Here is an 18,569-nt window from a genome sequence, read left to right on the forward strand (position 1 = left end):
AGACATTATGGACAAATTAAGTACGCGCAAAGCACTGATCGAAGCCCGCCTCAACCTGCCCGACCGATTGCAGCGGGCAGATCTGCTGCAGCGCGTGCTGCGCATCTGGCTGGTCGGATCAAAGCACGAGGTGATAGGCGCCTACTGGCCGATCAAGGGCGAATTTGATCCGTTGCCCGCTCTGTACCGTTGGCAGGAAGACGCCGTGCTGAGCCCGGAATTTCAGGAAAATATGCCGCTAGCCCAGGAGGGACGGGCGCAGTTAGCTACTGAAAGCATAGCAAGCCGGTCGCCGCGCAAGATTGGCCTGCCAGTCGTCAACAAGTTGCACAAGACCCTGGTCTTTCACGCCTGGTACCCCGGTTGCCCGATGGAAGAAGACGCCTACGGCATTCCCAAGCCCAAGGACACGGAAGTCATCGTGCCGACGCTGCTGTTCGTGCCCTGCCTGGGTTACGGGCCGGGCGGCTTCCGGCTGGGCTATGGTGGCGGCTTTTACGACCGCACGCTGGCAACTTTGCAACCGCGGCCGGTGACGGTGGGGCTGGGCTACAGTCACGGCTGGCTGCCTGAGCTTGAGCCCGAACCGCACGATGTGGCGCTGGACGTGTTGCTCAATGACAAGGGCGTGGCCTGGCCTTTGTAGCCCCCACGGTCGTTCACTTCGTGTAACTCCCTGCCCCCCCAGGGGGCCGCTGCGCCTGCGGCCCGGCAAAGCCGGTTCCGCGGCCCCTGCTGGCCTAAAACCTGTTCCCCGCGCTTGCCGCGTGGGCGCCAAAAGTACGGCAGGTTTCGAGGTCTAAAATTTGAAATTTTCAAGCCTGCGGGCAATTTAATCCCAAAGAGATCTCAACCATGCCAGATGCCAGCAGCAAGAAATCCCCGCCGGTGCTTCCGGCAAGCCGCAAGACAAGGTCCCGCCGCGTAGCCGCCCCGCCCGCCCCGCCTGCAGGCGTGCGCGCCGCAGTGCGTGGCGACAGAGCGCCGTCCACCCGTCCGCGCGCGCTGGAGCGTTTCGTGACGAAAGAAGCCACGCAGGCGGCGCAAGCGGAGCAGTTGACAGCCGCGCTCTCGCTGCTGGGTGATGACGAGATCACCAGTGAACCCATCGCCCGGGCGCAGGCCTTGCGCGCCTTGCTCGAAGGCGCTTCGTCGGATGACCGTCGCGTGCTGCGCGCAGCGCTGACCGGCGGCCAGATCGAGCAGGACGAAGAAGGCCAAAACCCTGACGAGGAATTGGCCCTTGACTGGCGCGACGGCGGTTATCCCTACCGCAACCTGATGCGGCGCGGCAGCTACGAAAAAGAGAAGTTTCGGCTGCAGGTCGAATTGCTCAAGCTGCAAGCCTGGGTCAAGGAAACCGGCCAGCGTGTCGTGATTCTGTTTGAAGGGCGCGACGCGGCCGGCAAGGGCGGCGCCATCAAGCGCTTTATGGAACACCTGAACCCGCGCGGCGCCCGCGTCGTGGCGCTTGAAAAACCTTCCGAGACCGAGCGCGGGCAGTGGTACTTCCAGCGCTATGTGCAGCACCTGCCGACGCGCGGCGAGATTGTGATGTTTGACCGTTCCTGGTACAACCGTTCCGGCGTCGAGCGCGTGATGGGCTTTTGCAGCGATGCAGAATACACCGAATTCATGCGCCAGGCGCCCGAGTTCGAGCGCCATCTGGTGCGCAGCGGCGTGCATGTGGTCAAGTTCTGGTTCAGCGTCAGCCGCAAGGAGCAGCGCCGCCGCTTCAAGGAGCGCGAGGGCCATCCGCTCAAGCAGTGGAAGCTCAGCCCGATCGACCTGGCCTCACTCGACAAATGGGAAGACTACACGCGCTCCAAGGAAGCGATGTTCTTTGAGACCGACACCGCCGATTCGCCCTGGACCGTCATCAAGAGCGACTGCAAAAAGCGCGCGCGCCTGAACGCCATGCGCTATGTGCTGCACAAATTGCCCTATGCCAACAAGGATGCGGTGCATATCGGCAAGCTCGACCTGATGATCGTGGGCCGCGCCAATGTGGTCTATGAGCGCGGCGAAGAGCCGGTTGCGATTCTCTGAACCGGGCGTTCCAGGGCATTGAAGCCTGCGCGGGCTAACGCGGAAATCACGCGGGAATTACGCGGGTTAACGCAGCCTGCGCGAAGTCTGGCCAGACTATTGCTGGGGGTCCGTCACCTCGCCAATTGCCTTGCGGGTCTGCGCCGCCTGGTCTTTCAGCCAGTTACAAAACGCCAGCACTTCGGGCCGTGCGGCATTGCGCGGGCCCACAATCAGCCAACACGCCAAAGGGGAGGCCATACGCAGCTGCGGAAAGGGTTCCACCAAATCACCTGAAGCCAGGCTTTCGGCAATCAGCGGCGTGCGTGACAATGCCACGCCCTGGCCGGTGAGGGCAGCCTGGGCGATCTGGTGGGCGTAATTGAAGTAGAGCCAGCGCTTGGGCTCGAAACGCGCAATGCGCTGCGCGTCAAACCAGCGCGGCCAGCTCAGCCACTCCATGTACTGGCTATGGTGCGCATCACCGGCTTCCACCAGCGCAAACTGGGCCAGGTCCTGCGGCTTCTGCAGGGGTGGGCCGCTTTTGAGCAGCCAGGGGCTGATCACCGGCGTGAGCTTCTCGCCAAACAGGCGCTGCGCGTGTTTAGGCACGTTAGCGGGCACGCTGTAACGCAGCGCCAGGTCGACGTCGGCGGTGTCCAGGTCCACCGGGATATCGGTGGCGTCAATGCGGATGTCGATGTCCGGGTGCCCACGCTGGAAGGCTTCGAGCCGGGGGATCAGCCACATCGAGGCAAACGAGGCCCAGGTGCTGATGGCCACGCTTTTGCGGCCGGCGCTCTGGCGAATCTGCCGCACCGCGCTGTCGATGCGCTCCAGCGAGGGCAGGACCACGCGCAGCAGTTGCGCGCCAGCGCCGGTGAGTTCCACGGCCCGGGTATGGCGCAGAAACAGGCTGACGCCGACCTCTTCTTCCAGGCCTTGGATCTGCCGGCTCACCGCCGACTGCGTCAGCGCGAGTTCCTCGGAGGCGGCGCGGAAATTGAGGTGGCGCGCCACCGCTTCGAAAGCGCGCAGCTGGCCGGCGGAGATCCGCCGGGAACGTAGATGGATTTGTGACTGCTGCATGACGGGAAGCTTAATGATTGATGCGTTTATAGAATCAATAGCGTAGCGCGATTTCATTGGACCGCAAAGCCTTGCAGCGCGATCATTTGTTTCTCATTAACGACATCTGGTCTTTTTTGGAGAACCTCATGGACCACCCTATGGCTTATCAGGATTTGCCTCAAATTGAGCATCAGTCAGGCGACGATGCTGCGCCCGAAGCTAATGCTGGCCACGCTGCCAGCAAGCTGCCGGCTCCTGCCCTGTCGGGCTATTGCAAGCTGGAGGCGGGCCGCGCGCTGACCCTGCACGCGCGCCAGGCCGGCGTGCTGCGCATCACGCGCGGCCGCGTTTGGCTGACGTTCAACCTCACTGAAAAGGCCGCTGGCGCTCGCACCGGCGACCATTTCCTCAGCCGCGGCGAAAGCCTGCAACTGGCGTGCGGAGAGGCCGTGGTGATGGAAGCCTACGGGCTGGGCCATGCAACATTGGCCTACTACAGCTGGGAACCGGCTGCTTCCAGCCACCCCGTGGCGCTTGTCGGGTCCGCCGGGTGGCGCGCCGGTGTGCTTCAGCCCTTGGCGGATTTGCGCTTGGCGCTGCGCTTGGCGCTAGGCGCGCTGGGGCGACTGGCGCGCGGTTTGGCCGGTGGCGTGGTGGCGGCCGGGGCCGCGGCCCTGACCGGATTTGCTACCATTTTTGTAGCTGCTCGCGCCCGTGGTGATTGGGCTGAGCGTGCTTTTAATGCGCAAGCTAGCGATACACGAGCCCATTGCAGCATCCATTGAGCAGACTCCATCGCCTCCTCGGGCGCGCTGTAGTAGTTCAGGCTGTGTAGCGCGCGCTGGCCATTTCTGGTTACTTGATAGCTGAAGCGCTCGCAGCCCGCCGCCTCAAACCGGGCGCGGGTCTCGGCGTCAGCTTTCAGCCAGAGCTTTTCGCCGCCGCCCAGGTCAGCCACCAACGCCAGCGTCAAGCCCGCCTGGCTGATGCCATAGCCGCCAAACATTCGCCTGGCCGTGCACGGTCCCACGCCGGCTAACAGCTCACAGCAATAAAGGGCGAAATCGTCTCGGGGGGTGGCCATCGGGTAACGATAGCGCAATGCGGGCGTACAGGCCGTGATAATTGGTTCATGCCCCAGGTTTTCGATGGTCACGCCGCCGCTCTGCCCGCCGCAGCCCATGCTGCCGTTCATGTGGTGGTGATGGGCGTGGCCGGCTGCGGCAAATCGGCGGTTGGCCGCCTGGTCGCGCAGCAGCTGGCGTTGCCGCTGGTCGAGGGCGATGACTTTCATTCGCCAGTCAACATCCGCAAAATGCAGCAAGGCATGGCCCTGACGGACGAGGACCGGGCCGGCTGGCTGCGCACGCTGGCCGCGGAGCTGGCGCGCCATCCGGGCGGCGTGGTGCTGACTTGCTCAGCGCTGAAAAAAGCTTACCGCGACCGTCTGCGGTTGGCCGCGCAGCGCCTGCGCTTTGTGCACCTGGCGATCAGCCAGGCCGAAGCGCTGCGGCGGGTGGACCAGCGTGCCGGCCATTTTTACCCGCCCAGCCTGGTGGCCAGCCAGTTTGCGGCGCTGCAAGACCCGTCGGGCGAAGCCGGTGTCCTGGTTCTGGATGGTGAGGCGCCGCTGCAGCAGTTGGCGCTGAGCGCGGTGGCGTGGCTGAAGGCTGGCGAGCTGTAAGCCGGCCGGCCGGGGCGCCGGTTTAAACCTGCGCAAGGGTCTGCGTTTCAGTAAGATGCAAGGTAAACATCGACCCAGCCTGCGCCCGCGCCGTGAATTTTCCGGGGCGCCACCACCAGGAAACCCCCATGATCCCAGCCAGCCCAGCCAGCCCAGCCAGCCCAGTTAGCCCCAAGGCCTTCGCCTCGCAGTCCGACCTGAGCGACAAGACCATCACCTTTGAGCAGCTCAGCGCGCACTGCTGGGCCTACACCGCAGAGGGCGACCCCAATTCCGGCGTTGTGATTGGCGACAAGTTCATTCTGGTAAGCGACGCCACGGCCACGCCGGCCATGGCGCAGGATCTGATCGCGCGCATCCGCGCCATCAGCGACAAGCCCATCAAGTACGTGCTTCTGACTCACTACCATGCGGTGCGCGTGCTGGGGGCCAGCGCCTACCTTGCCGAAGGCGCTACAGAAGTCATAGCAAGCCAGGGCACTTACGAGCTCATCGTGGAGCGCGGCGCGCAAGACATGCAAAGCGAGATGGAGCGCTTTCCGCGTCTTTTTCGCAACTTTGAGAGCGTGCCCGGCCTGACTTGGCCGACGCTGGTGATAGCGGGTGGAGATCCCGCTAGCTTGGTAACTGACGCGGATGGCCGCGTCAGGGGCGAAGTGCCGGGCAAACTGCTGCTGGACCTGGGCGGCGTCAAGGTGCAGATCTGGCATCCCGGTCCGGGCCACACGCGCGGCGACACGATTGCCTGGGTAGCAGAAGAAAAAGTGCTGTTCTCAGGCGACCTGGTCGAGTACCAGGCCGGCGTGTACACCGGGGACGCCCAGCTCGAAGAATGGCCGGCCACGCTCGAAGCCTTGCGGGCTCTGAACGCCGAGGCCATCGTGCCGGGCCGCGGCGAGGCCATGAAGGGCGCGGCCAATGTCAACAAGGCGCTGGACTACACCAAACGCTGGGTCGAAACGCTGTACCAGGCCGGCAAGCAAGCAGCCGCCGCCGGCATGGACCTGAAAGCGGCGATGGCGCATACCCGCAAGACCATGGACCCGCTGTTTGGTCAGGTGTTCATTTACGAACACTGTCTGCCTTTTGACGTGAGCCGCGCCTTTGACGAGGCCAGTGGCATCAAGAACCCGCGTATCTGGACGGCGGAGCGTGACAAAGAGATGTGGAACGCACTTCAGGGCTGAAGCGCTCGGGTGAAACGCACTTCAGGATTGAATTGCTCGGGTGGGACGCACTTCAGGACTGAAGCGCTCGACCCGTCGCCGCTGTCAGGCACCCAGGTCGGCGGTTTCAATTAAACCCAGGAAGGCGTCCATGGCCGTCTGCCCATAAAGCGTTTCAATACGCCCCAGCGTGTCGTCATCGACGAGCTGGGAGTAGCCCGTGCTGAAGCGACTGAAGCGGCGCTCGACCAGCGGTCCGTCGTGCAAGACTTCGACCTTGCCGTGGCGCGGGTCCCGCTCAATGCGCTTTAGCTTGGCCAGAACATCCCTCTGTCTACCCTCCCAGCAGCCCATTGCCGACGCCCTGGGTTTGCACGAGCTGACAAATGTTCGGCTGCGCCTGCTCAATCCAAGGGCGCTGGAGCGCATTGCCGAGTACTACGACAGGTTGCCTGAGAAGCTGCCGCTGCTGTAGCGTCGCCCGCGATTCATCTCAACGTGCTTAGAAATGCCTGGGGTGTGTAGGCAGTTGCTGACAACAAGCGGCCAAAGTAGCTGACAGCAGCGCTGCGGGTCGGCTTTTAAGCTCTCAAAATCGTTAACTTTTACGCTAACTCTTATTTTGGAAGGTCATCAGCCATGGACTCCAGCAAACCCACCAAGGACGCAGACCAGCCCCAGCAGCATGGCGACGCGAAAAAATCGCAGCCCACCCGGCAGATCGGTGAGGGCAGTTATGAGGGAAGCCGGGAGTACGGGGAAAGCATGAAGGCTTACCTGGAGACAGCCGATGTGAAAGCGGATGGCGAAGCAGCCCAGCCCACTTCGCCAGAGGAAGCCGAGCAGCTCAAAAAGGCGGAGCAGGAAGGCTTGGCGCATTCAAAAGCGCCCGGCAAATAATTCCATTTTCAGACCAACCGTGCTCTTTGCCGGCTTCGCTAAACGTACGTTCGTACTGTCGTCACGAAGCCATCGGGTTCACGAATGAACTGGAAACGAAATAAGGGCATTCTTTTTCACTCTGCACCTCGTGACGCGCGTCCAAGGCTTATCGGCCCCTCACTTTTTGGCGCTCAGCAAGGTCGTGAAGTCACGCTCATAGCGGCGCAGCGTCTGCACTGCCTCGCTGCGCTGCGCTGGCGTGGTGCTGTTGTGTATAGCCGCCAAAGTCTCGCAGTTGTCCTGCGTGATCTGCACCTGGTAACTGCGCTCAGCCGGGTCGGTCGCGTTCCAGGTGCGTTCAAACAAACCCCGGATGGCGGTCTGGGAGCGGTCTGTTGAAGGCTGCCCCGAAGCCTGATCTGAAGCCAGTTCGCGCAGGGTGGTCAGCGCATCGTTTTGGCGGCGCAGCGTCTCAAGGTGCGCGCGTTCTGCATCAAAGCGCGACTGCTCAATGCGCTGGCCTATGACGGCAAGCTGCGCGTCATCCAGCCTGCCATAGAGCATCTGGGCCCGACTGACCGTGCGCTTGTAACGCCTGTCGCGCCTTTCCCTTGGCGTGGCGTCCAGAACCTCCTCGCGGTAGCGCGCGTTGTCCTTGGCAAAGCTGCGTTCCAGGTGCGCCAGCTGGGCGGCGCCCAGTGTGTCTGCCAGCGCGGCAGCGGCCGGTTCTGCACGCCCGGACAGCGTCATCAGCTTGCTGCGTACATCGGTCGAAATGGCGCAAACCGCGTCTGCACCCAGATCTTGCGGGAGCTGCTGCTGCAGTTGTTGCAGCGTGGCAATGTAAATCGGCAACTCGCTTTGCCTGTGCCATGCCTGCAGCCTGGCCAGTTCGTCCTTAAGTCGCAGGCTTTGCGCGCCGCTGAGGTCCAGATGACCATCGAGGTACCAGTAGGCCAGCTCGGGCGCCTGGTTGTAGACAATTTTCAGCGTGCTGCAAGCCTGCACCAGGCCGACCAGCGCCAGCACGCGCAGCACGCCGATAATCCTTGTGCAGCGGCTGAAATCAGCCCTGAACCGGCTTCCCAGCCCGGCCCACGCTGCCGGACTGACGCGCCGCTTCATCCAAAAATTCACAGGAAATCTCATGGAAACTCCAATCGATGTCGTCATCATGGCCGCGGGCAAAGGCACGCGGATGAAAAGCGCTTTGCCCAAAGTGTTGCACCGATTGGGCGGTCGTGCCTTGCTGGCGCATGTGATTAACTGCGCGGCGCGCTTGTCGGCCCGCCAGGCGGTTGTCATCATCGGCCATGGTGCTATGGAAGTCGAAGCAGCCTGCGCCCGCAGGACGGGGGCTGCAGGCACATTGGACCAAACTATTGGGTTGAAATTCGCGCTCCAGGAGCCGCAACTTGGCACTGGCCACGCGGTGCAGCAGGCGCTGCCCTTGCTGCCTGACGACGGCGTCACGCTGGTGCTGTCGGGTGACGTGCCGCTGACCCAGCCGGCCACCCTGCAGGCGCTGCTGGCGCTGTGCGGCGGCCAGCGGTTGGCGCTGCTGACGCTTGAGCTGGCTGACCCCACCGGCTATGGGCGCATCGTGCGCGCGCAAGGTTTCGGCTCTGAACCTATGCGCGCCGGCGCGGCGGCTTCTGCCCAAGTGCGCGCCATCATCGAGCACAAGGACGCCAGCGACGCCCAGCGCGAAATCCATGAAATTTACAGCGGCATCATGGCCGTGCCAACGCGCTTGCTGCGCGGCTGGCTGGCCCGGCTGGACGATAAAAACGCGCAAGGCGAGTACTACCTGACCGACATAGTCAAGTTTGCCGTGGCCGACGGCGTGGCCGTGGTGGCGCACCAGATCACCGATGCCGCACAGGTGGCGGGCGTCAACAGCCCAGTGCAGCTGGCCGAGCTGGAACGCGTTTACCAGCGGCGCCAAGCCACAGCGCTGATGGAGCAGGGCGTGCGGCTGGCCGATCCGGCGCGGCTCGATGTGCGCGGCGCGCTGCTGTGTGGACAGGATGTCGAAATTGACGTGAACTGCCTGTTTGAAGGGCGCGTCAGCCTGGGCGACCGGGTGCGAATCGGTGCCAACTGCGTGATTGCCAACGCCAGCATCGCCGCTGGCGCGGTGATCCTGCCGTTTACCCACATTGAAGGCGAAGCGCTGGGTGTGCAGATCGGCGAAGGCGCGCTGGTTGGCCCGTTTTCCCGCCTGCGCCCGGGTGCCTCGCTGGGCGCCGAAGTGCACATCGGCAACTTTGTCGAAGTCAAAAACTCCACCCTGGCCAAAGGCGCCAAGGCCAACCACTTGGCCTACCTGGGCGACGCCACGGTGGGCGAGCGCGTCAACTACGGCGCCGGCAGCATTACCGCCAACTACGACGGCGCCAACAAGCACCGCACGGTGATCGAAGCGGACGTGCACATCGGCAGCAACTGCGTGCTGGTGGCGCCGGTGACGATAGGTGCGGGCGGCACGGTGGGCGCTGGCTCGACCATTAGCAAGAATACGCCGGCGGGGGCGCTGAGTCTGGCACGCGGCAAGCAGGTTAGTTTGGAGGGCTGGACGCGGCCGGTGAAGAAAGCCAAGGTGTGATTAATGTTTGCTGTTTTGGCCTGTAGCCCAATTAGTACGGGCGTAAGCAGCTATCTATTTGATAGTGAATGGTTTCAGGGACTGCATCCCTCAGGACTTCGCTTTCTTCGCAGGTTTCGACTTGCCAGAACTGTTGAGAGCGACCGCTTCGTGAACGAGCGCCTTAAAGGCGGACTCGTCAACCTCTTCTCCTTCGCGGATGTCGATCGCACGGCGCACGTTTCCGTCGAGACTTGAGTTGAAGAGGCGGGCCGGATCCTTCAAAGACGCGCCCTTGGCAAACGTAAGCTTCACTTTATCCTTGTAGGATTCGCCAGTGCAGATGATGCCGTCGTGCGACCAAACCGGAGTGCCCATCCACTTCCACTCCTCGACGACGTCCGGGTCTGCATCCTGCATGAGCTTGCGCATTCTGCTGAGAGTTTCCCCGCGCCAGTCCCCGAGTTCGGCGATTCTTTTCGATATGAGCTCCGATGCCGACTGGCCTTGGCTCGCGCCAGAATTTTTCATGGGCTCATCCTGGCGGTCCCGGATATATTTCATTTGAATGACAGTGGAGGTTAGGTGTCACGGCGCGGGAACGCTCCTAGCGTTGCTTACGTGGGGTGTCGTGAGGCAAACAGTGCTGATGCTCAGTGAAAAGCTGAAACAGTGCAGTACCGGCATACATCTTTCCCGGCAAGCCGCCAATACCCTCGTTGAGCGACAGATAGAGATCGCCCCATGGCGTAGCTGCGAACTCCACTAACGCATCAATCATCTTGCCCGGGTCTTTAAGAACTTCTTCGTCGGTGTAGGGACAGAAATAGCCGTAGCGGATTGCTGTCGCAATGCCGAGAAAATATGCACGAAGTTCAGAGTCGCCCTTCGCTACGGCCGGGGCTTTCACAAGTTCCTCGTACGTGACGTACTGCACTCGCTTTCCGTCTGCAGCGAGGGCGGTTCCAGCTAGCAAAAGCAGATGTATCGCAAACATGGCAAGCGGTCGAATGTTCATATAACTCTTAACGTGACCAATACACGCACACTGCTGCTATGTCTCTTGGCAAGATCACCGATAACACGTCCTATCCTCTGCGGAGCCTCACTAGCTTGCGCAAATAAAAACAGCGACAAACTCGGCAATCTTTCGCCAGCGTGGTGTGACATTCTCCCGTGTTTCTTTTCTGGTTTTGGTGAACGATGGGTACTGTACCCTGAAGGCTAAAGGTAGGGAATTCATGCCTAGCGACGCGTACGTTCTATGCACTATGAATTCAATAGCTGCTCGCGCTCGAGTTCATCGGACCAGTCGCCAATATGACCCCAAAAACAAAAACCGTGTAGGGGACCGGCAGCTGCCGTCAGGCGGTTATTCGAGCCGCCAGTCCGAGTCGCAAGCTGCTATTAATTACATAGCTACTCGCGCCCTTCCCTATTGGGCTAGAAGCACTTTTGACTGGAATTTGACGCGTTTGACGCTGAAAAAAGCCTTCACGTTGCGCACGTTCGCATCGCTGGTAAACAGCCGCTGCGCCAGCGCCAGGTAGCGCGGCATGTCGGCCACATGCACCAGCAAGATGAAGTCCGGCCCCGGCGACACGCGGTAGCACTGCTGCACCGCGTCATCAAGCACCACGCGCGCCTCAAACGCCTCCAGCTGCTCGGCGCCCTGCCGATCCAGCGTGATTTCGACCAGCGCGGTCAGGCCGAGGCCGAGCGCGGCGGCGAGCTTGTCGGGGCTGAGCAGCGCGACCTCACGCTCGATCAGCCCGGCGTCGCGCAGCCGCTTGACGCGCCGTAAACAGGTGGGCGGCGACACATGAACGCGCTCGGCCAGGGTCTGGTTGCTGAGCGAGGCGTCGTCTTGGAGGGCTGCTAGCAGCTTGAGGTCTGTGGCGTCAAGATCTGGGCCGGGCTTGGTGATTTGTTCCATTTATCAATTGTTATTGGAATAATGTTCAATAACTGTAAATGTTTGAAATTAAATTACATAAACAGATAAAAATTAATCATACAAACAAATTACGAAAACGTAGCATGGTGGCCAATGATTTTTTAAGGAGTGCGCCATGTGCGGCATTGTTGCAGCGGTTTCGACCAGAAATATTGTTCCCATCCTGGTGCAGGGCCTGCAGCGGCTCGAGTACCGGGGTTATGACTCGTGCGGCGTGGCGGTCTATGCCGATGGCCTGAAGCGCGCGCGCAGCACCTCGCGCGTGGCTGAGCTGCAAATGCAAGTCAGCGCTGACAAACTTGAAGGCGGCACCGGCATTGCCCACACCCGCTGGGCCACCCACGGCGCGCCGGCCATCCACAACGCGCACCCGCACTTCAGCCACGGCCCTGGCGCGGGCAGTGCGGGTCGGCCCGGCAAAGTGGCGCTGGTGCACAACGGCATCATCGAGAACCATGACGAACTTCGCGCGCGCCTGCAGGCCAAGGGCTATGTGTTTGAGAGCCAGACCGATACCGAGGTGATCGTGCACCTGGTGGACAGCCTGTATGACGGCGATTTGTTTGACGCGCTCAAGGCGGCCGTCGCCCAATTGCGCGGCGCCTACGCCATTGCCGCGTTCTGCAAGGACGAGCCGCACCGCGTGGTCGGCGCGCGTGCCGGCTCACCGCTGATTCTGGGCGTGGGCGCAGATCACAGCGAAAACTTTCTGGCCAGCGACGCGATGGCCCTGGCCGGCGTGACGGATCAGATCGTCTACCTGGAAGAGGGCGACCTGATCGATCTGCAACTGGGCAAATACTGGGTGTTTGACCGCCATCACAAACGGGTCAAGCGCGCGGTAAAAACCGTGCACGCCCACAGCGGCGCGGCCGAGCTGGGCCCCTACCGCCACTACATGCAAAAGGAAATCTTCGAGCAGCCGCGTGCCATTGCCGACACGCTGGAAGGCGTGGCAGGCATCGTGCCCGAGCTGTTTGGCGATCAGGCGCACCGCGTCTTCAAAGACATTGATTCGGTGCTGATTCTGGCCTGCGGCACCAGCTACTACAGCGGTTGCACCGCCAAATACTGGTTGGAATCGATCGCCAAAATACCGACCCAGGTGGAAGTGGCCAGCGAATATCGCTACCGCACCTCGGTGCCCAACGCCAGGACGCTGGTCGTCACCATCACGCAAAGCGGCGAAACCGCCGACACGCTGGCAGCGCTGCGTCACGCGCAATCGCTGGGCATGGACCACACCCTGACAATCTGCAACGTCGCCACCTCGGCCATGGTGCGCGAATGCAAGCTCGCCTACATCACGCGTGCCGGCGTCGAGATCGGCGTCGCCTCAACCAAGGCCTTCACCGCCCAGCTGGCCGGTCTGTTCTTGCTGACGCTGGCACTGGCCCAGTCCAAAGGGCGGCTCAGCGAAGAAGAAGAAGCCGGTCACCTCAAGGCCATGCGCCATCTGCCCGCCGCGCTGCAGGCCGTGCTGGCGCTCGAGCCGCAAGTCATCAGCTGGTCCGAAGACTTTGCAAAAATGGAAAACGCGCTGTTTCTGGGGCGCGGTTTGCACTACCCGATCGCGCTCGAAGGCGCCCTCAAGCTCAAGGAAATCAGCTATATCCACGCCGAGGCCTATCCGGCCGGTGAACTCAAGCACGGCCCGCTGGCGTTAGTCACCAGCGCCATGCCGGTGGTGACTGTGGCGCCCAACGACAGCCTGCTGGAAAAGCTCAAAAGCAATATGCAGGAAGTGCGCGCGCGCGGTGGCGTGCTGTACGTCCTGGCCGATGCTGACAGCCACATCGACAGCAGCGAAGGCGTGCACGTCATCCGCATGCCCGAGCACTACGGCGCGCTGAGCCCATTGCTGCATGTGGTGCCACTGCAGCTGCTGGCCTATCACACGGCGTTGGCCAAGGGGACCGACGTGGACAAGCCGCGCAATTTGGCCAAGAGTGTGACGGTGGAGTAGGGCGCGCGGCAGGCGGCCTTTTTGTTCATTGCCAATAAAGTCTGGGACAGCGCAATAAAGTATGAGACTTGGCAATAAAGTTTGAGAAACAGTACCGAAGTTGGGGCCGGCGTTTTTGCAGTTTAATTTTAAAAACGGCTCCAGCTATTCTGAGTAATTAGAGCCATAAACAGGTTAATAAAGTCGTAAACAGAGGCCTATCATCCATGCGGATTTGCAGGGCGTTAGATTTTTGAGACAGACTTTTAAGGTCGTAAACACGCGTTCAAATCGGCTGGGCTGGGCTGGGCGACAGGCTGCAGTGCAGCGGGAGCGGTCGTGGACTCCAGCTCCACAACAGGCTTGAGTCGGCCAAGATCGGTCGTCTCTGAACGCTGCGACCTTGGCGTCATGAGGCGAACCCACCTGAGTTAAGTCCCCCGGCTTACCAGCCTTCGCTGCCTGGCTCGCCTTTGAAAGGGCCGCACAGTTCGGGCGTGACCCAGCCGCCGTAGAAGCCGCCGGGTTGCGGCGTGGCCGGCAGGCTACCGACGCTACAGGTTAGGCCACGGGCATAAAAGGCCACACAGCCTGCAAGCGATTCGGCGCCCGCCATTGGCTGCGGATAGCTCCATGCGTGCGAAGGCAGCTTGCGGGTGCCGTGGACCAAGCTCCAGTAGCGGGCGGGACCTTTCCATTCGCAGAACGAGCTTCCTGGCGCCGGACAAAGCAGATCGCGTGCAACGTCATCCCAAGGGATGTAGTACGTCGGCGGATGCGCCGTCTCAAGCACGCATAGAGTGCGCGTGCTGCACGCCACCGGCACGCCTCCCCAGACGATGCGCACCTCGCGCGACTCGGGAGCCACGCGCGGCGGGCGCGGGAAGTCCCAGACCGAGATCTGGCCCGACCGCGGCTCAGCGGCAAAAGGAGGCCGTGCTTGCCCTCGCCAGCTCCATTGCTCACGAGCTGCCTGAAGCGAGGGCGGTAGGGCCGGTGTCTCTGAATTCATATCACCAGAGCTTACGCCATTGCCTTCCGACCGCATGTTGCAGGTCCGCTCACAGTCTGAAACGGTCTTTCGTTATGCAGCGGAAGCGGGTATTGGCGATGGTCAGCTTTGTGGAAGCGCCCGCCATTGGTAATGGATGCAACTGGGCCCGCGGTAGGTGCCCGTTTTTGCAGGCTTAAATCCAAGCGTATTCGTCGCTGCCGACAGCGACTGCTTTTTTCTTCCAGTAGTCGGCCCAAAGGTCGATTGTCTCCAAGGACAAGTGGTCATGGGCGGTTGCGACGATCTGGTCGCCGCCTTTTAGTTTCGCAAGGTTATCCCACGACACCGGCATGGACACGCCAAGCTCGGGTATGTCGTCATTGTGGGCACCTCGGCGCTGGTCAAATTTCAGCCCGACGGCATGACGCTGAGCGTGGTTTAAAACAAGCCTTATGGCTACTGCTACGGGCGGTTGCCAAGGTGGTTCACTCCCACGGTTGCTGAAATCAGATGCAAGCAATTCGGCCAAGCGAATAGCGAGTTGCATTGTTTGACAAGTCCCGAGCGGGGAGTTAGGGCAGCTCACCGCGAGCACTGCACCACAGGGTAGCTATGCCAAATAGAGACCATCGGATTTGTCGGAACGCGACCGCCTCCGAGAGAGGGCAATTTCGAGATAGACAATAAGGGTGGCACGGGAGAAGGTGGTCGCGAACACCCGGCGTCGACGGAGATACTGCCCGAAACTCCACCGCTGACTAGCGCCGAGCTCGTGCAACTACTCGCTTCGCGTCAACGCCTTACCGGAATGGACAACGATCGCCGGCTCGCCCGGGTGATGATCGTGCTGCGCAATTGAGTACATGGTGTTATCGGCGTTGGTGCCTTTCTCGTGGACACCCTTCACCGTGCCGTGGCCGATGGCGCTACGATAGTGCCAAGTCACTTTCGTACCCACAGGGATCGTCTCGAACGCTGCTTTGTTCGTTTCGGGCATGATACTTCTCCTTGTCAGTAAATCCGCCCTCGCGCCCAAGGTAACCTCTCGGCAGCTACCAGATTTCTTGCCGATGGAGTGGGCGTGCCATGTTATTTTACCGTCAGCGTTCCGCGCATGGTCGGATGGAAAGTGCCGTACGACAGTGTGTCCACCGAGGCGAAGATGCGAGAGTCGAAAACTCCGTGTGAAGCCGCGCAGTGGGACTACATCCTTGTCGCGCCAGACGATTCGGTCACCGCGATATACCGTCAGCGCCGCGGGGGTTGAACTCGCATCCCTCGATGGCTGAGCGACGTTCGCACGGTGCCGCGCTCGCGCCATAATCCGCAGTTTAATGAAGCTGCGCTGCCGAGTTCTCTAACCGCTGCAAACATCGGCTATACACATGCTTTGCTTGCTGCGTGACGCCGTGGCCGGCGAGCAGTTCGATGAACACCTCGATCGGCCGGGTCGAGTGGCCGACCGTCAGCACCTCGCAGCCGCTTTCATCAGCGCTCAGCGTCGCGCCGGGCGAAGGGGCAAGGCGCAGCGATACCGGGGTCCGAGCCATCTTTCGAGGCCCCGGCGCCTCAACTGGCGAAGACGAGCTTAAGGACGCTGTGCCGCAACACGGGCAGGAGTTCATCGTCGAACCAGGGATTGGCCATGAACCAGGCGACGTTTCGCGGCGAAGGATGTGGAAGCGGGATAACACCGGGCGCGTGTGCACGCCAGTTGCGAGTCGTCGAGGTCACCGATGCATGACCCTTGCCACGCAGAAAATGGGATTGCGCGTACTGGCCGACGAGCAATGTAAGCTCGATGTGCGGCAACTTTGCGAGCAGGCGGTCTAGCCAAAGCTCGGCGCATTCGCGCCGTGGCGGCAAGTCGCAGCTCGCAGCGCGCCCCGGGTAGCAGTAACCCATCGGCAAAATCGCGATTCGCGTCTTGTCATAGAAGGTCCCGGAATCGATTCCCATTCAGTCGCGAAGACGCTCCCCGCTGCGGTCGTCCCACGGCACGCCGCTCGCGTGCACCTTCGCGCCCGGAGCCTGACCGACGATGAGAATGCGCGCCGTCGCGCTCGCCTGCAACACCGGGCGAGGTCCGAGTGGTAGATGCGAGTCGCAGGCGCGGCATCCGCGCACGGCGGTCAACAGGCCCTCGATCGTTCGATAGACCTTGACAGGCGAAGCCTTGCCGATCTCGTTCGAGTGTGATTTCACAAAAACCGATGAGTGATGGGATTGCAGGCACCGCGTCTCGCGTGCAGAAATACTTCCTGTAGCGCGCACTTGGATTGCTGCCGAGCCCAATGTGGCAGCCTGCCTAACGGCGCTGGACGCCATTGACGTGCCTGCGGCCAAGGAGCAGAACATCGGCGAGGTACTTGAAGATACGCAGCCGCTGCAGACTTCGGATCCCAATGGGAACGCATATTACTCATGGTTATTTGCCTTTAGGAAACAAAACTGACCAGCAACCCGTCTCACCGGCCAGCAAGTCAAGCTCGGCGCGGCAAGGCTTTTCACACGCTTGCGCGGTCAGTTGCCGGGCCAGGGTCGCAGTTGGGGGCGAGAAATAGGCGACCACCTCGCATTGCAGGCGTCCTTCCAGTTCATGCCGCGTAAAAACGGCCATGTCCGCAGGTCGGCCCGCAGCCACAAACAGTGTCGGAAACAAGTCCTGGATCTGATCCTTCTGGGCGAAAGCCAAAACCCCATCCCCGAGCTGCTTGGAGAACCATGTGTGCATACCATACTCCTTCTGTGCGCCTTGGGTTAAAGGTCCGATTTGGACCACGAAATTGCTGTCGAACAAGGGGTTTTCGTTCACCCCTTCCCTTGAATAGCCACGCGGATTGCACACCACCCGCGTGCCGTTGAGCATGTAGTCAAAACTGTCATGGGTATGACCGTGCACCCACAACTGCGCGCGCTGACCATCCGCCAGATGCTGCAGATCGGACACAAAGCAGCCATTGAGCAGTGAGCCGTCAAACCGCGGATGAATGCTCTGGCGCGAGGGTGCGTGGTGCGTGATGACGACCGTCGGCCCCGCATGGGGCTCGACCAGCCGGCTTTCAAGCCACTGGACGTTAGCGCGACACAAGGCGCAGGCGTCGTCGGGTGTGAACAGTCTTGACATGGGCTCGTCCACATGGATTTTGCTGAAATCACGCATGAAACATTGCGCTTCCTGCATTGCCCGCGCACGTTGCTCGCCGTCAGTCCAAAGCATGAAATCGGTCCACAGTGTGGTCCCCAGAAAACGCACCCCTTCGATAATGACTTGGTCATTGTTGAGCACATGAATATTCGTGCCGGCGCACAGTTGTTTGAGCTCTTTTGCGGCCCCCACAATGCCGGCGCCGTAGAACTCGTGGTTCCCGGGAACGTAAAGCACTGGTTTGGCGAACCCCAAGGCCCAAGAAGCGGCATCCTTCGGCCGGGCGACATCGCCTGCCAGAATGACGACATCGGCATCATTGCGGGGTACCTCCAATTTACCGCAGCTCAGATGCAGGTCAGACAGAATATTGAGTTTCATAGGGGGAAAATCCGCCAGCCAGATTCTTGTGCCTGCATCAACGCTTGAGCTCTGCCCGTTTGTCCGTCACGCTGGCCCATTCGTCAGCGTCGGGAAGCGCCGCCTTGGTTCGGGTGATGACTTTCCACTTCGGGGCAAGTTCCGCATTCAATGCGATGAAGTCCTGCTGGTCGGTGGGTACATCTTCTTCGGCAAAAATTGCGTTGACCGGGCACTCTGGCACACAGACCGCGCAGTCAATGCATTCGTCTGGATCAATTGCGAGGAAGTTGGGACCCTCGCGAAAGGCATCCACTGGGCATACATCGACACAGTCGGTATATTTGCACTTGATGCACGACTCGGTCACTACGAACGTCATGATTTACCTCCTTTGTTCAAGCAGCATGCTCCAGCTGAGCAACGGTTGTTGGTCAAGAGGACTCGTCGCCGAACCTGCTCTTGCGACATGGCGGGAGTTTGGTCAGTGCGTGTCATGATGCGTTTTTGCGTAGATTTCCATGTAGATGTGGCGCTGACACGCTTTTGGCAGACGCAGGATTGCTATAGTGCTCAGCCAGCACTGAGTTCAAACACGGTATCGTCCCAGCCATGGTCAAGCAGGATGACCATGCCCCTGAATTCCATACTCCATAGGCTGCTACCTATGCGGACTTTCTGTCTTGCTGCTGTGCCGCGATCCAGCGTTGTTCAAACGTCATTGGGCTGACATAGCCCAGCGTTGAG

At 61.0% G+C, this 18,569-nt stretch carries 20 protein-coding genes and 3 pseudogenes; 9 read left to right on the forward strand and 14 right to left on the reverse strand.

Annotated elements, in window-relative coordinates:
* Nucleotides 1-7: 7 nt before the first annotated feature.
* The gene (locus tag HHJ18_RS20295) at nucleotides 8-646 is read left to right on the forward strand and encodes a 5-formyltetrahydrofolate cyclo-ligase (RefSeq protein WP_296918262.1); all 639 of its coding nucleotides are present in this window, start codon (nucleotides 8-10) and stop codon (nucleotides 644-646) included.
* 209 nt (nucleotides 647-855) lie between these two features.
* Nucleotides 856-2,049 (forward strand): polyphosphate kinase 2, encoded by a 1,194-nt coding sequence (gene ppk2, locus HHJ18_RS20300; RefSeq protein ID WP_296918264.1) that lies wholly within the window; start codon nucleotides 856-858, stop codon nucleotides 2,047-2,049.
* Nucleotides 2,050-2,145: 96 nt separating this feature from the next.
* Here ppk2 and HHJ18_RS20305 read toward each other — a convergent pair whose 3' ends face one another.
* The gene (locus tag HHJ18_RS20305) at nucleotides 2,146-3,117 is read right to left on the reverse strand and encodes a LysR substrate-binding domain-containing protein (RefSeq protein WP_296918265.1); all 972 of its coding nucleotides are present in this window, start codon (nucleotides 3,115-3,117) and stop codon (nucleotides 2,146-2,148) included.
* 128 nt (nucleotides 3,118-3,245) lie between these two features.
* On the opposite strand from HHJ18_RS20305, the gene HHJ18_RS20310 reads away from it, so the two are divergent.
* Nucleotides 3,246-3,884: a DUF2917 domain-containing protein gene (locus HHJ18_RS20310; RefSeq protein WP_296918267.1), complete on the forward strand. Its 639-nt coding sequence runs from the start codon at nucleotides 3,246-3,248 to the stop codon at nucleotides 3,882-3,884.
* Between the two features lie 17 nt (nucleotides 3,885-3,901).
* Here the strand turns inward: HHJ18_RS20310 and HHJ18_RS21035 are convergent.
* Nucleotides 3,902-4,294 (reverse strand): annotated as a pseudogene (locus tag HHJ18_RS21035) (TfoX/Sxy family protein); the annotation flags it as partial.
* On the opposite strand from HHJ18_RS21035, the gene HHJ18_RS20320 reads away from it, so the two are divergent.
* Together HHJ18_RS20320 and HHJ18_RS20325 are read left to right on the forward strand one after the other, a co-directional pair.
* Nucleotides 4,232-4,783 (forward strand): gluconokinase, encoded by a 552-nt coding sequence (locus HHJ18_RS20320; protein WP_366558871.1) that lies wholly within the window; start codon nucleotides 4,232-4,234, stop codon nucleotides 4,781-4,783. The pseudogene HHJ18_RS21035 and the gene HHJ18_RS20320 overlap by 63 nt on opposite strands.
* A gap of 128 nt (nucleotides 4,784-4,911) precedes the next feature.
* Nucleotides 4,912-5,970 (forward strand): MBL fold metallo-hydrolase, encoded by a 1,059-nt coding sequence (locus HHJ18_RS20325; RefSeq protein WP_296918269.1) that lies wholly within the window; start codon nucleotides 4,912-4,914, stop codon nucleotides 5,968-5,970.
* An 84-nt stretch (nucleotides 5,971-6,054) separates the two neighbouring features.
* On the opposite strand, the gene HHJ18_RS20330 is transcribed toward HHJ18_RS20325, so the two are convergent.
* On the reverse strand, nucleotides 6,055-6,303 hold the full coding sequence (locus tag HHJ18_RS20330; protein ID WP_296918271.1) for a BLUF domain-containing protein: 249 nt from the start codon (nucleotides 6,301-6,303) through the stop codon (nucleotides 6,055-6,057).
* Nucleotides 6,304-6,588: 285 nt separating this feature from the next.
* Here HHJ18_RS20330 and HHJ18_RS20335 point away from each other — a divergent pair, with 285 nt between their 5' ends.
* Nucleotides 6,589-6,849, forward strand: a complete 261-nt coding sequence (locus tag HHJ18_RS20335) for a hypothetical protein (RefSeq protein WP_296918273.1) — start codon at nucleotides 6,589-6,591, stop codon at nucleotides 6,847-6,849.
* Between the two features lie 159 nt (nucleotides 6,850-7,008).
* Here the strand turns inward: HHJ18_RS20335 and HHJ18_RS20340 are convergent, their stop codons facing one another.
* A complete protein-coding gene (locus tag HHJ18_RS20340) occupies nucleotides 7,009-7,980 on the reverse strand; it encodes a DUF6279 family lipoprotein (protein WP_296918275.1) in 972 nt (323 codons plus the stop codon).
* On the opposite strand from HHJ18_RS20340, the gene glmU reads away from it, so the two are divergent.
* Entirely contained in the window at nucleotides 7,979-9,439 is a 1,461-nt protein-coding gene (glmU, locus tag HHJ18_RS20345) for a bifunctional UDP-N-acetylglucosamine diphosphorylase/glucosamine-1-phosphate N-acetyltransferase GlmU (protein ID WP_296918277.1), read from the forward strand. The two genes, HHJ18_RS20340 and glmU, sit on opposite strands and share 2 nt — an antisense overlap.
* A 90-nt stretch (nucleotides 9,440-9,529) precedes the next feature.
* On the opposite strand, the gene HHJ18_RS20350 is transcribed toward glmU, so the two are convergent.
* The 3 genes from HHJ18_RS20350 to HHJ18_RS20360 form a co-directional block, all read right to left on the reverse strand.
* The gene (locus HHJ18_RS20350) at nucleotides 9,530-9,949 is read right to left on the reverse strand and encodes a DUF1801 domain-containing protein (RefSeq protein WP_296918279.1); all 420 of its coding nucleotides are present in this window, start codon (nucleotides 9,947-9,949) and stop codon (nucleotides 9,530-9,532) included.
* Between the two features lie 76 nt (nucleotides 9,950-10,025).
* A complete protein-coding gene (locus HHJ18_RS20355) occupies nucleotides 10,026-10,436 on the reverse strand; it encodes a hypothetical protein (RefSeq protein ID WP_296918281.1) in 411 nt (136 codons plus the stop codon).
* A gap of 417 nt (nucleotides 10,437-10,853) precedes the next feature.
* Nucleotides 10,854-11,354 carry an Lrp/AsnC family transcriptional regulator gene (locus HHJ18_RS20360; protein ID WP_296918283.1) on the reverse strand — a complete coding sequence of 167 codons (501 nt, stop codon included), beginning with the start codon at nucleotides 11,352-11,354 and terminating at the stop codon, nucleotides 10,854-10,856.
* A gap of 136 nt (nucleotides 11,355-11,490) precedes the next feature.
* Between HHJ18_RS20360 and glmS the strand changes: the two genes are divergently transcribed.
* Entirely contained in the window at nucleotides 11,491-13,341 is a 1,851-nt protein-coding gene (glmS, locus tag HHJ18_RS20365) for a glutamine--fructose-6-phosphate transaminase (isomerizing) (RefSeq protein WP_296918285.1), read from the forward strand.
* A gap of 424 nt (nucleotides 13,342-13,765) precedes the next feature.
* On the opposite strand, the gene HHJ18_RS20370 is transcribed toward glmS, so the two are convergent.
* The 3 genes from HHJ18_RS20370 to HHJ18_RS20380 form a co-directional block, all read right to left on the reverse strand.
* Nucleotides 13,766-14,332: a DUF427 domain-containing protein gene (locus tag HHJ18_RS20370; RefSeq protein WP_296918287.1), complete on the reverse strand. Its 567-nt coding sequence runs from the start codon at nucleotides 14,330-14,332 to the stop codon at nucleotides 13,766-13,768.
* Between the two features lie 175 nt (nucleotides 14,333-14,507).
* Nucleotides 14,508-14,861 carry a hypothetical protein gene (locus HHJ18_RS20375; RefSeq protein WP_296918289.1) on the reverse strand — a complete coding sequence of 118 codons (354 nt, stop codon included), beginning with the start codon at nucleotides 14,859-14,861 and terminating at the stop codon, nucleotides 14,508-14,510.
* A 231-nt stretch (nucleotides 14,862-15,092) separates the two neighbouring features.
* Nucleotides 15,093-15,311 carry a hypothetical protein gene (locus tag HHJ18_RS20380; protein ID WP_296918290.1) on the reverse strand — a complete coding sequence of 73 codons (219 nt, stop codon included), beginning with the start codon at nucleotides 15,309-15,311 and terminating at the stop codon, nucleotides 15,093-15,095.
* A 229-nt stretch (nucleotides 15,312-15,540) separates the two neighbouring features.
* Here HHJ18_RS20380 and HHJ18_RS20385 point away from each other — a divergent pair.
* A pseudogene (locus HHJ18_RS20385) lies at nucleotides 15,541-15,674 on the forward strand (DUF488 domain-containing protein); the annotation flags it as partial.
* On the opposite strand, the gene HHJ18_RS20390 reads toward HHJ18_RS20385, so the two are convergent.
* The 4 genes and pseudogenes from HHJ18_RS20390 to fdxA all read right to left on the reverse strand — a co-directional run bounded on the left by HHJ18_RS20390 (nucleotide 15,646) and on the right by fdxA (nucleotide 18,204).
* On the reverse strand, nucleotides 15,646-15,864 hold the full coding sequence (locus tag HHJ18_RS20390; protein ID WP_296918304.1) for a hypothetical protein: 219 nt from the start codon (nucleotides 15,862-15,864) through the stop codon (nucleotides 15,646-15,648). The pseudogene HHJ18_RS20385 and the gene HHJ18_RS20390 overlap by 29 nt on opposite strands.
* Nucleotides 15,865-15,883: 19 nt before the next feature.
* Nucleotides 15,884-16,462: pseudogene (locus HHJ18_RS20395) on the reverse strand (uracil-DNA glycosylase family protein).
* A gap of 280 nt (nucleotides 16,463-16,742) precedes the next feature.
* The gene (locus tag HHJ18_RS20400) at nucleotides 16,743-17,843 is read right to left on the reverse strand and encodes a metallophosphoesterase (protein WP_296918292.1); all 1,101 of its coding nucleotides are present in this window, start codon (nucleotides 17,841-17,843) and stop codon (nucleotides 16,743-16,745) included.
* Between the two features lie 37 nt (nucleotides 17,844-17,880).
* A complete protein-coding gene (gene fdxA / locus HHJ18_RS20405; protein ID WP_296918294.1) occupies nucleotides 17,881-18,204 on the reverse strand; it encodes a ferredoxin FdxA in 324 nt (107 codons plus the stop codon).
* Between the last annotated feature and the right edge of the window lie 365 nt (nucleotides 18,205-18,569).

The sequence above is a fragment of the Polaromonas sp. genome (assembly GCF_012927455.1).
Taxonomy (GTDB): Bacteria; Pseudomonadota; Gammaproteobacteria; order Burkholderiales; family Burkholderiaceae_C; genus Polaromonas.

Bases quoted from the DNA above. Each gene is read 5' to 3' on its own strand.
- HHJ18_RS20330 (WP_296918271.1), bottom strand. From the start codon at position 6,303: ATGGGCTGCTGGGAGGGTAGACAGAGGGATGTTCTGGCCAAGCTAAAG.
- HHJ18_RS20305 (WP_296918265.1), bottom strand. From the start codon at position 3,117: ATGCAGCAGTCACAAATCCATCTACGTTCCCGGCGGATCTCCGCCGGC.
- HHJ18_RS20350 (WP_296918279.1), bottom strand. From the start codon at position 9,949: ATGAAAAATTCTGGCGCGAGCCAAGGCCAGTCGGCATCGGAGCTCATA.
- HHJ18_RS20320 (WP_366558871.1), top strand. From the start codon at position 4,232: ATGCCCCAGGTTTTCGATGGTCACGCCGCCGCTCTGCCCGCCGCAGCC.
- HHJ18_RS20310 (WP_296918267.1), top strand. From the start codon at position 3,246: ATGGACCACCCTATGGCTTATCAGGATTTGCCTCAAATTGAGCATCAG.
- fdxA (WP_296918294.1), bottom strand. From the start codon at position 18,204: ATGACGTTCGTAGTGACCGAGTCGTGCATCAAGTGCAAATATACCGAC.
- HHJ18_RS20390 (WP_296918304.1), bottom strand. From the start codon at position 15,864: ATGGCTCGGACCCCGGTATCGCTGCGCCTTGCCCCTTCGCCCGGCGCG.
- glmS (WP_296918285.1), top strand. From the start codon at position 11,491: ATGTGCGGCATTGTTGCAGCGGTTTCGACCAGAAATATTGTTCCCATC.
- HHJ18_RS20340 (WP_296918275.1), bottom strand. From the start codon at position 7,980: ATGAGATTTCCTGTGAATTTTTGGATGAAGCGGCGCGTCAGTCCGGCA.
- HHJ18_RS20360 (WP_296918283.1), bottom strand. From the start codon at position 11,354: ATGGAACAAATCACCAAGCCCGGCCCAGATCTTGACGCCACAGACCTC.
- HHJ18_RS20295 (WP_296918262.1), top strand. From the start codon at position 8: ATGGACAAATTAAGTACGCGCAAAGCACTGATCGAAGCCCGCCTCAAC.
- HHJ18_RS20380 (WP_296918290.1), bottom strand. From the start codon at position 15,311: ATGCCCGAAACGAACAAAGCAGCGTTCGAGACGATCCCTGTGGGTACG.
- HHJ18_RS20355 (WP_296918281.1), bottom strand. From the start codon at position 10,436: ATGAACATTCGACCGCTTGCCATGTTTGCGATACATCTGCTTTTGCTA.
- HHJ18_RS20325 (WP_296918269.1), top strand. From the start codon at position 4,912: ATGATCCCAGCCAGCCCAGCCAGCCCAGCCAGCCCAGTTAGCCCCAAG.
- glmU (WP_296918277.1), top strand. From the start codon at position 7,979: ATGGAAACTCCAATCGATGTCGTCATCATGGCCGCGGGCAAAGGCACG.
- ppk2 (WP_296918264.1), top strand. From the start codon at position 856: ATGCCAGATGCCAGCAGCAAGAAATCCCCGCCGGTGCTTCCGGCAAGC.
- HHJ18_RS20335 (WP_296918273.1), top strand. From the start codon at position 6,589: ATGGACTCCAGCAAACCCACCAAGGACGCAGACCAGCCCCAGCAGCAT.
- HHJ18_RS20370 (WP_296918287.1), bottom strand. From the start codon at position 14,332: ATGAATTCAGAGACACCGGCCCTACCGCCCTCGCTTCAGGCAGCTCGT.
- HHJ18_RS20400 (WP_296918292.1), bottom strand. From the start codon at position 17,843: ATGAAACTCAATATTCTGTCTGACCTGCATCTGAGCTGCGGTAAATTG.
- HHJ18_RS20375 (WP_296918289.1), bottom strand. From the start codon at position 14,861: ATGCAACTCGCTATTCGCTTGGCCGAATTGCTTGCATCTGATTTCAGC.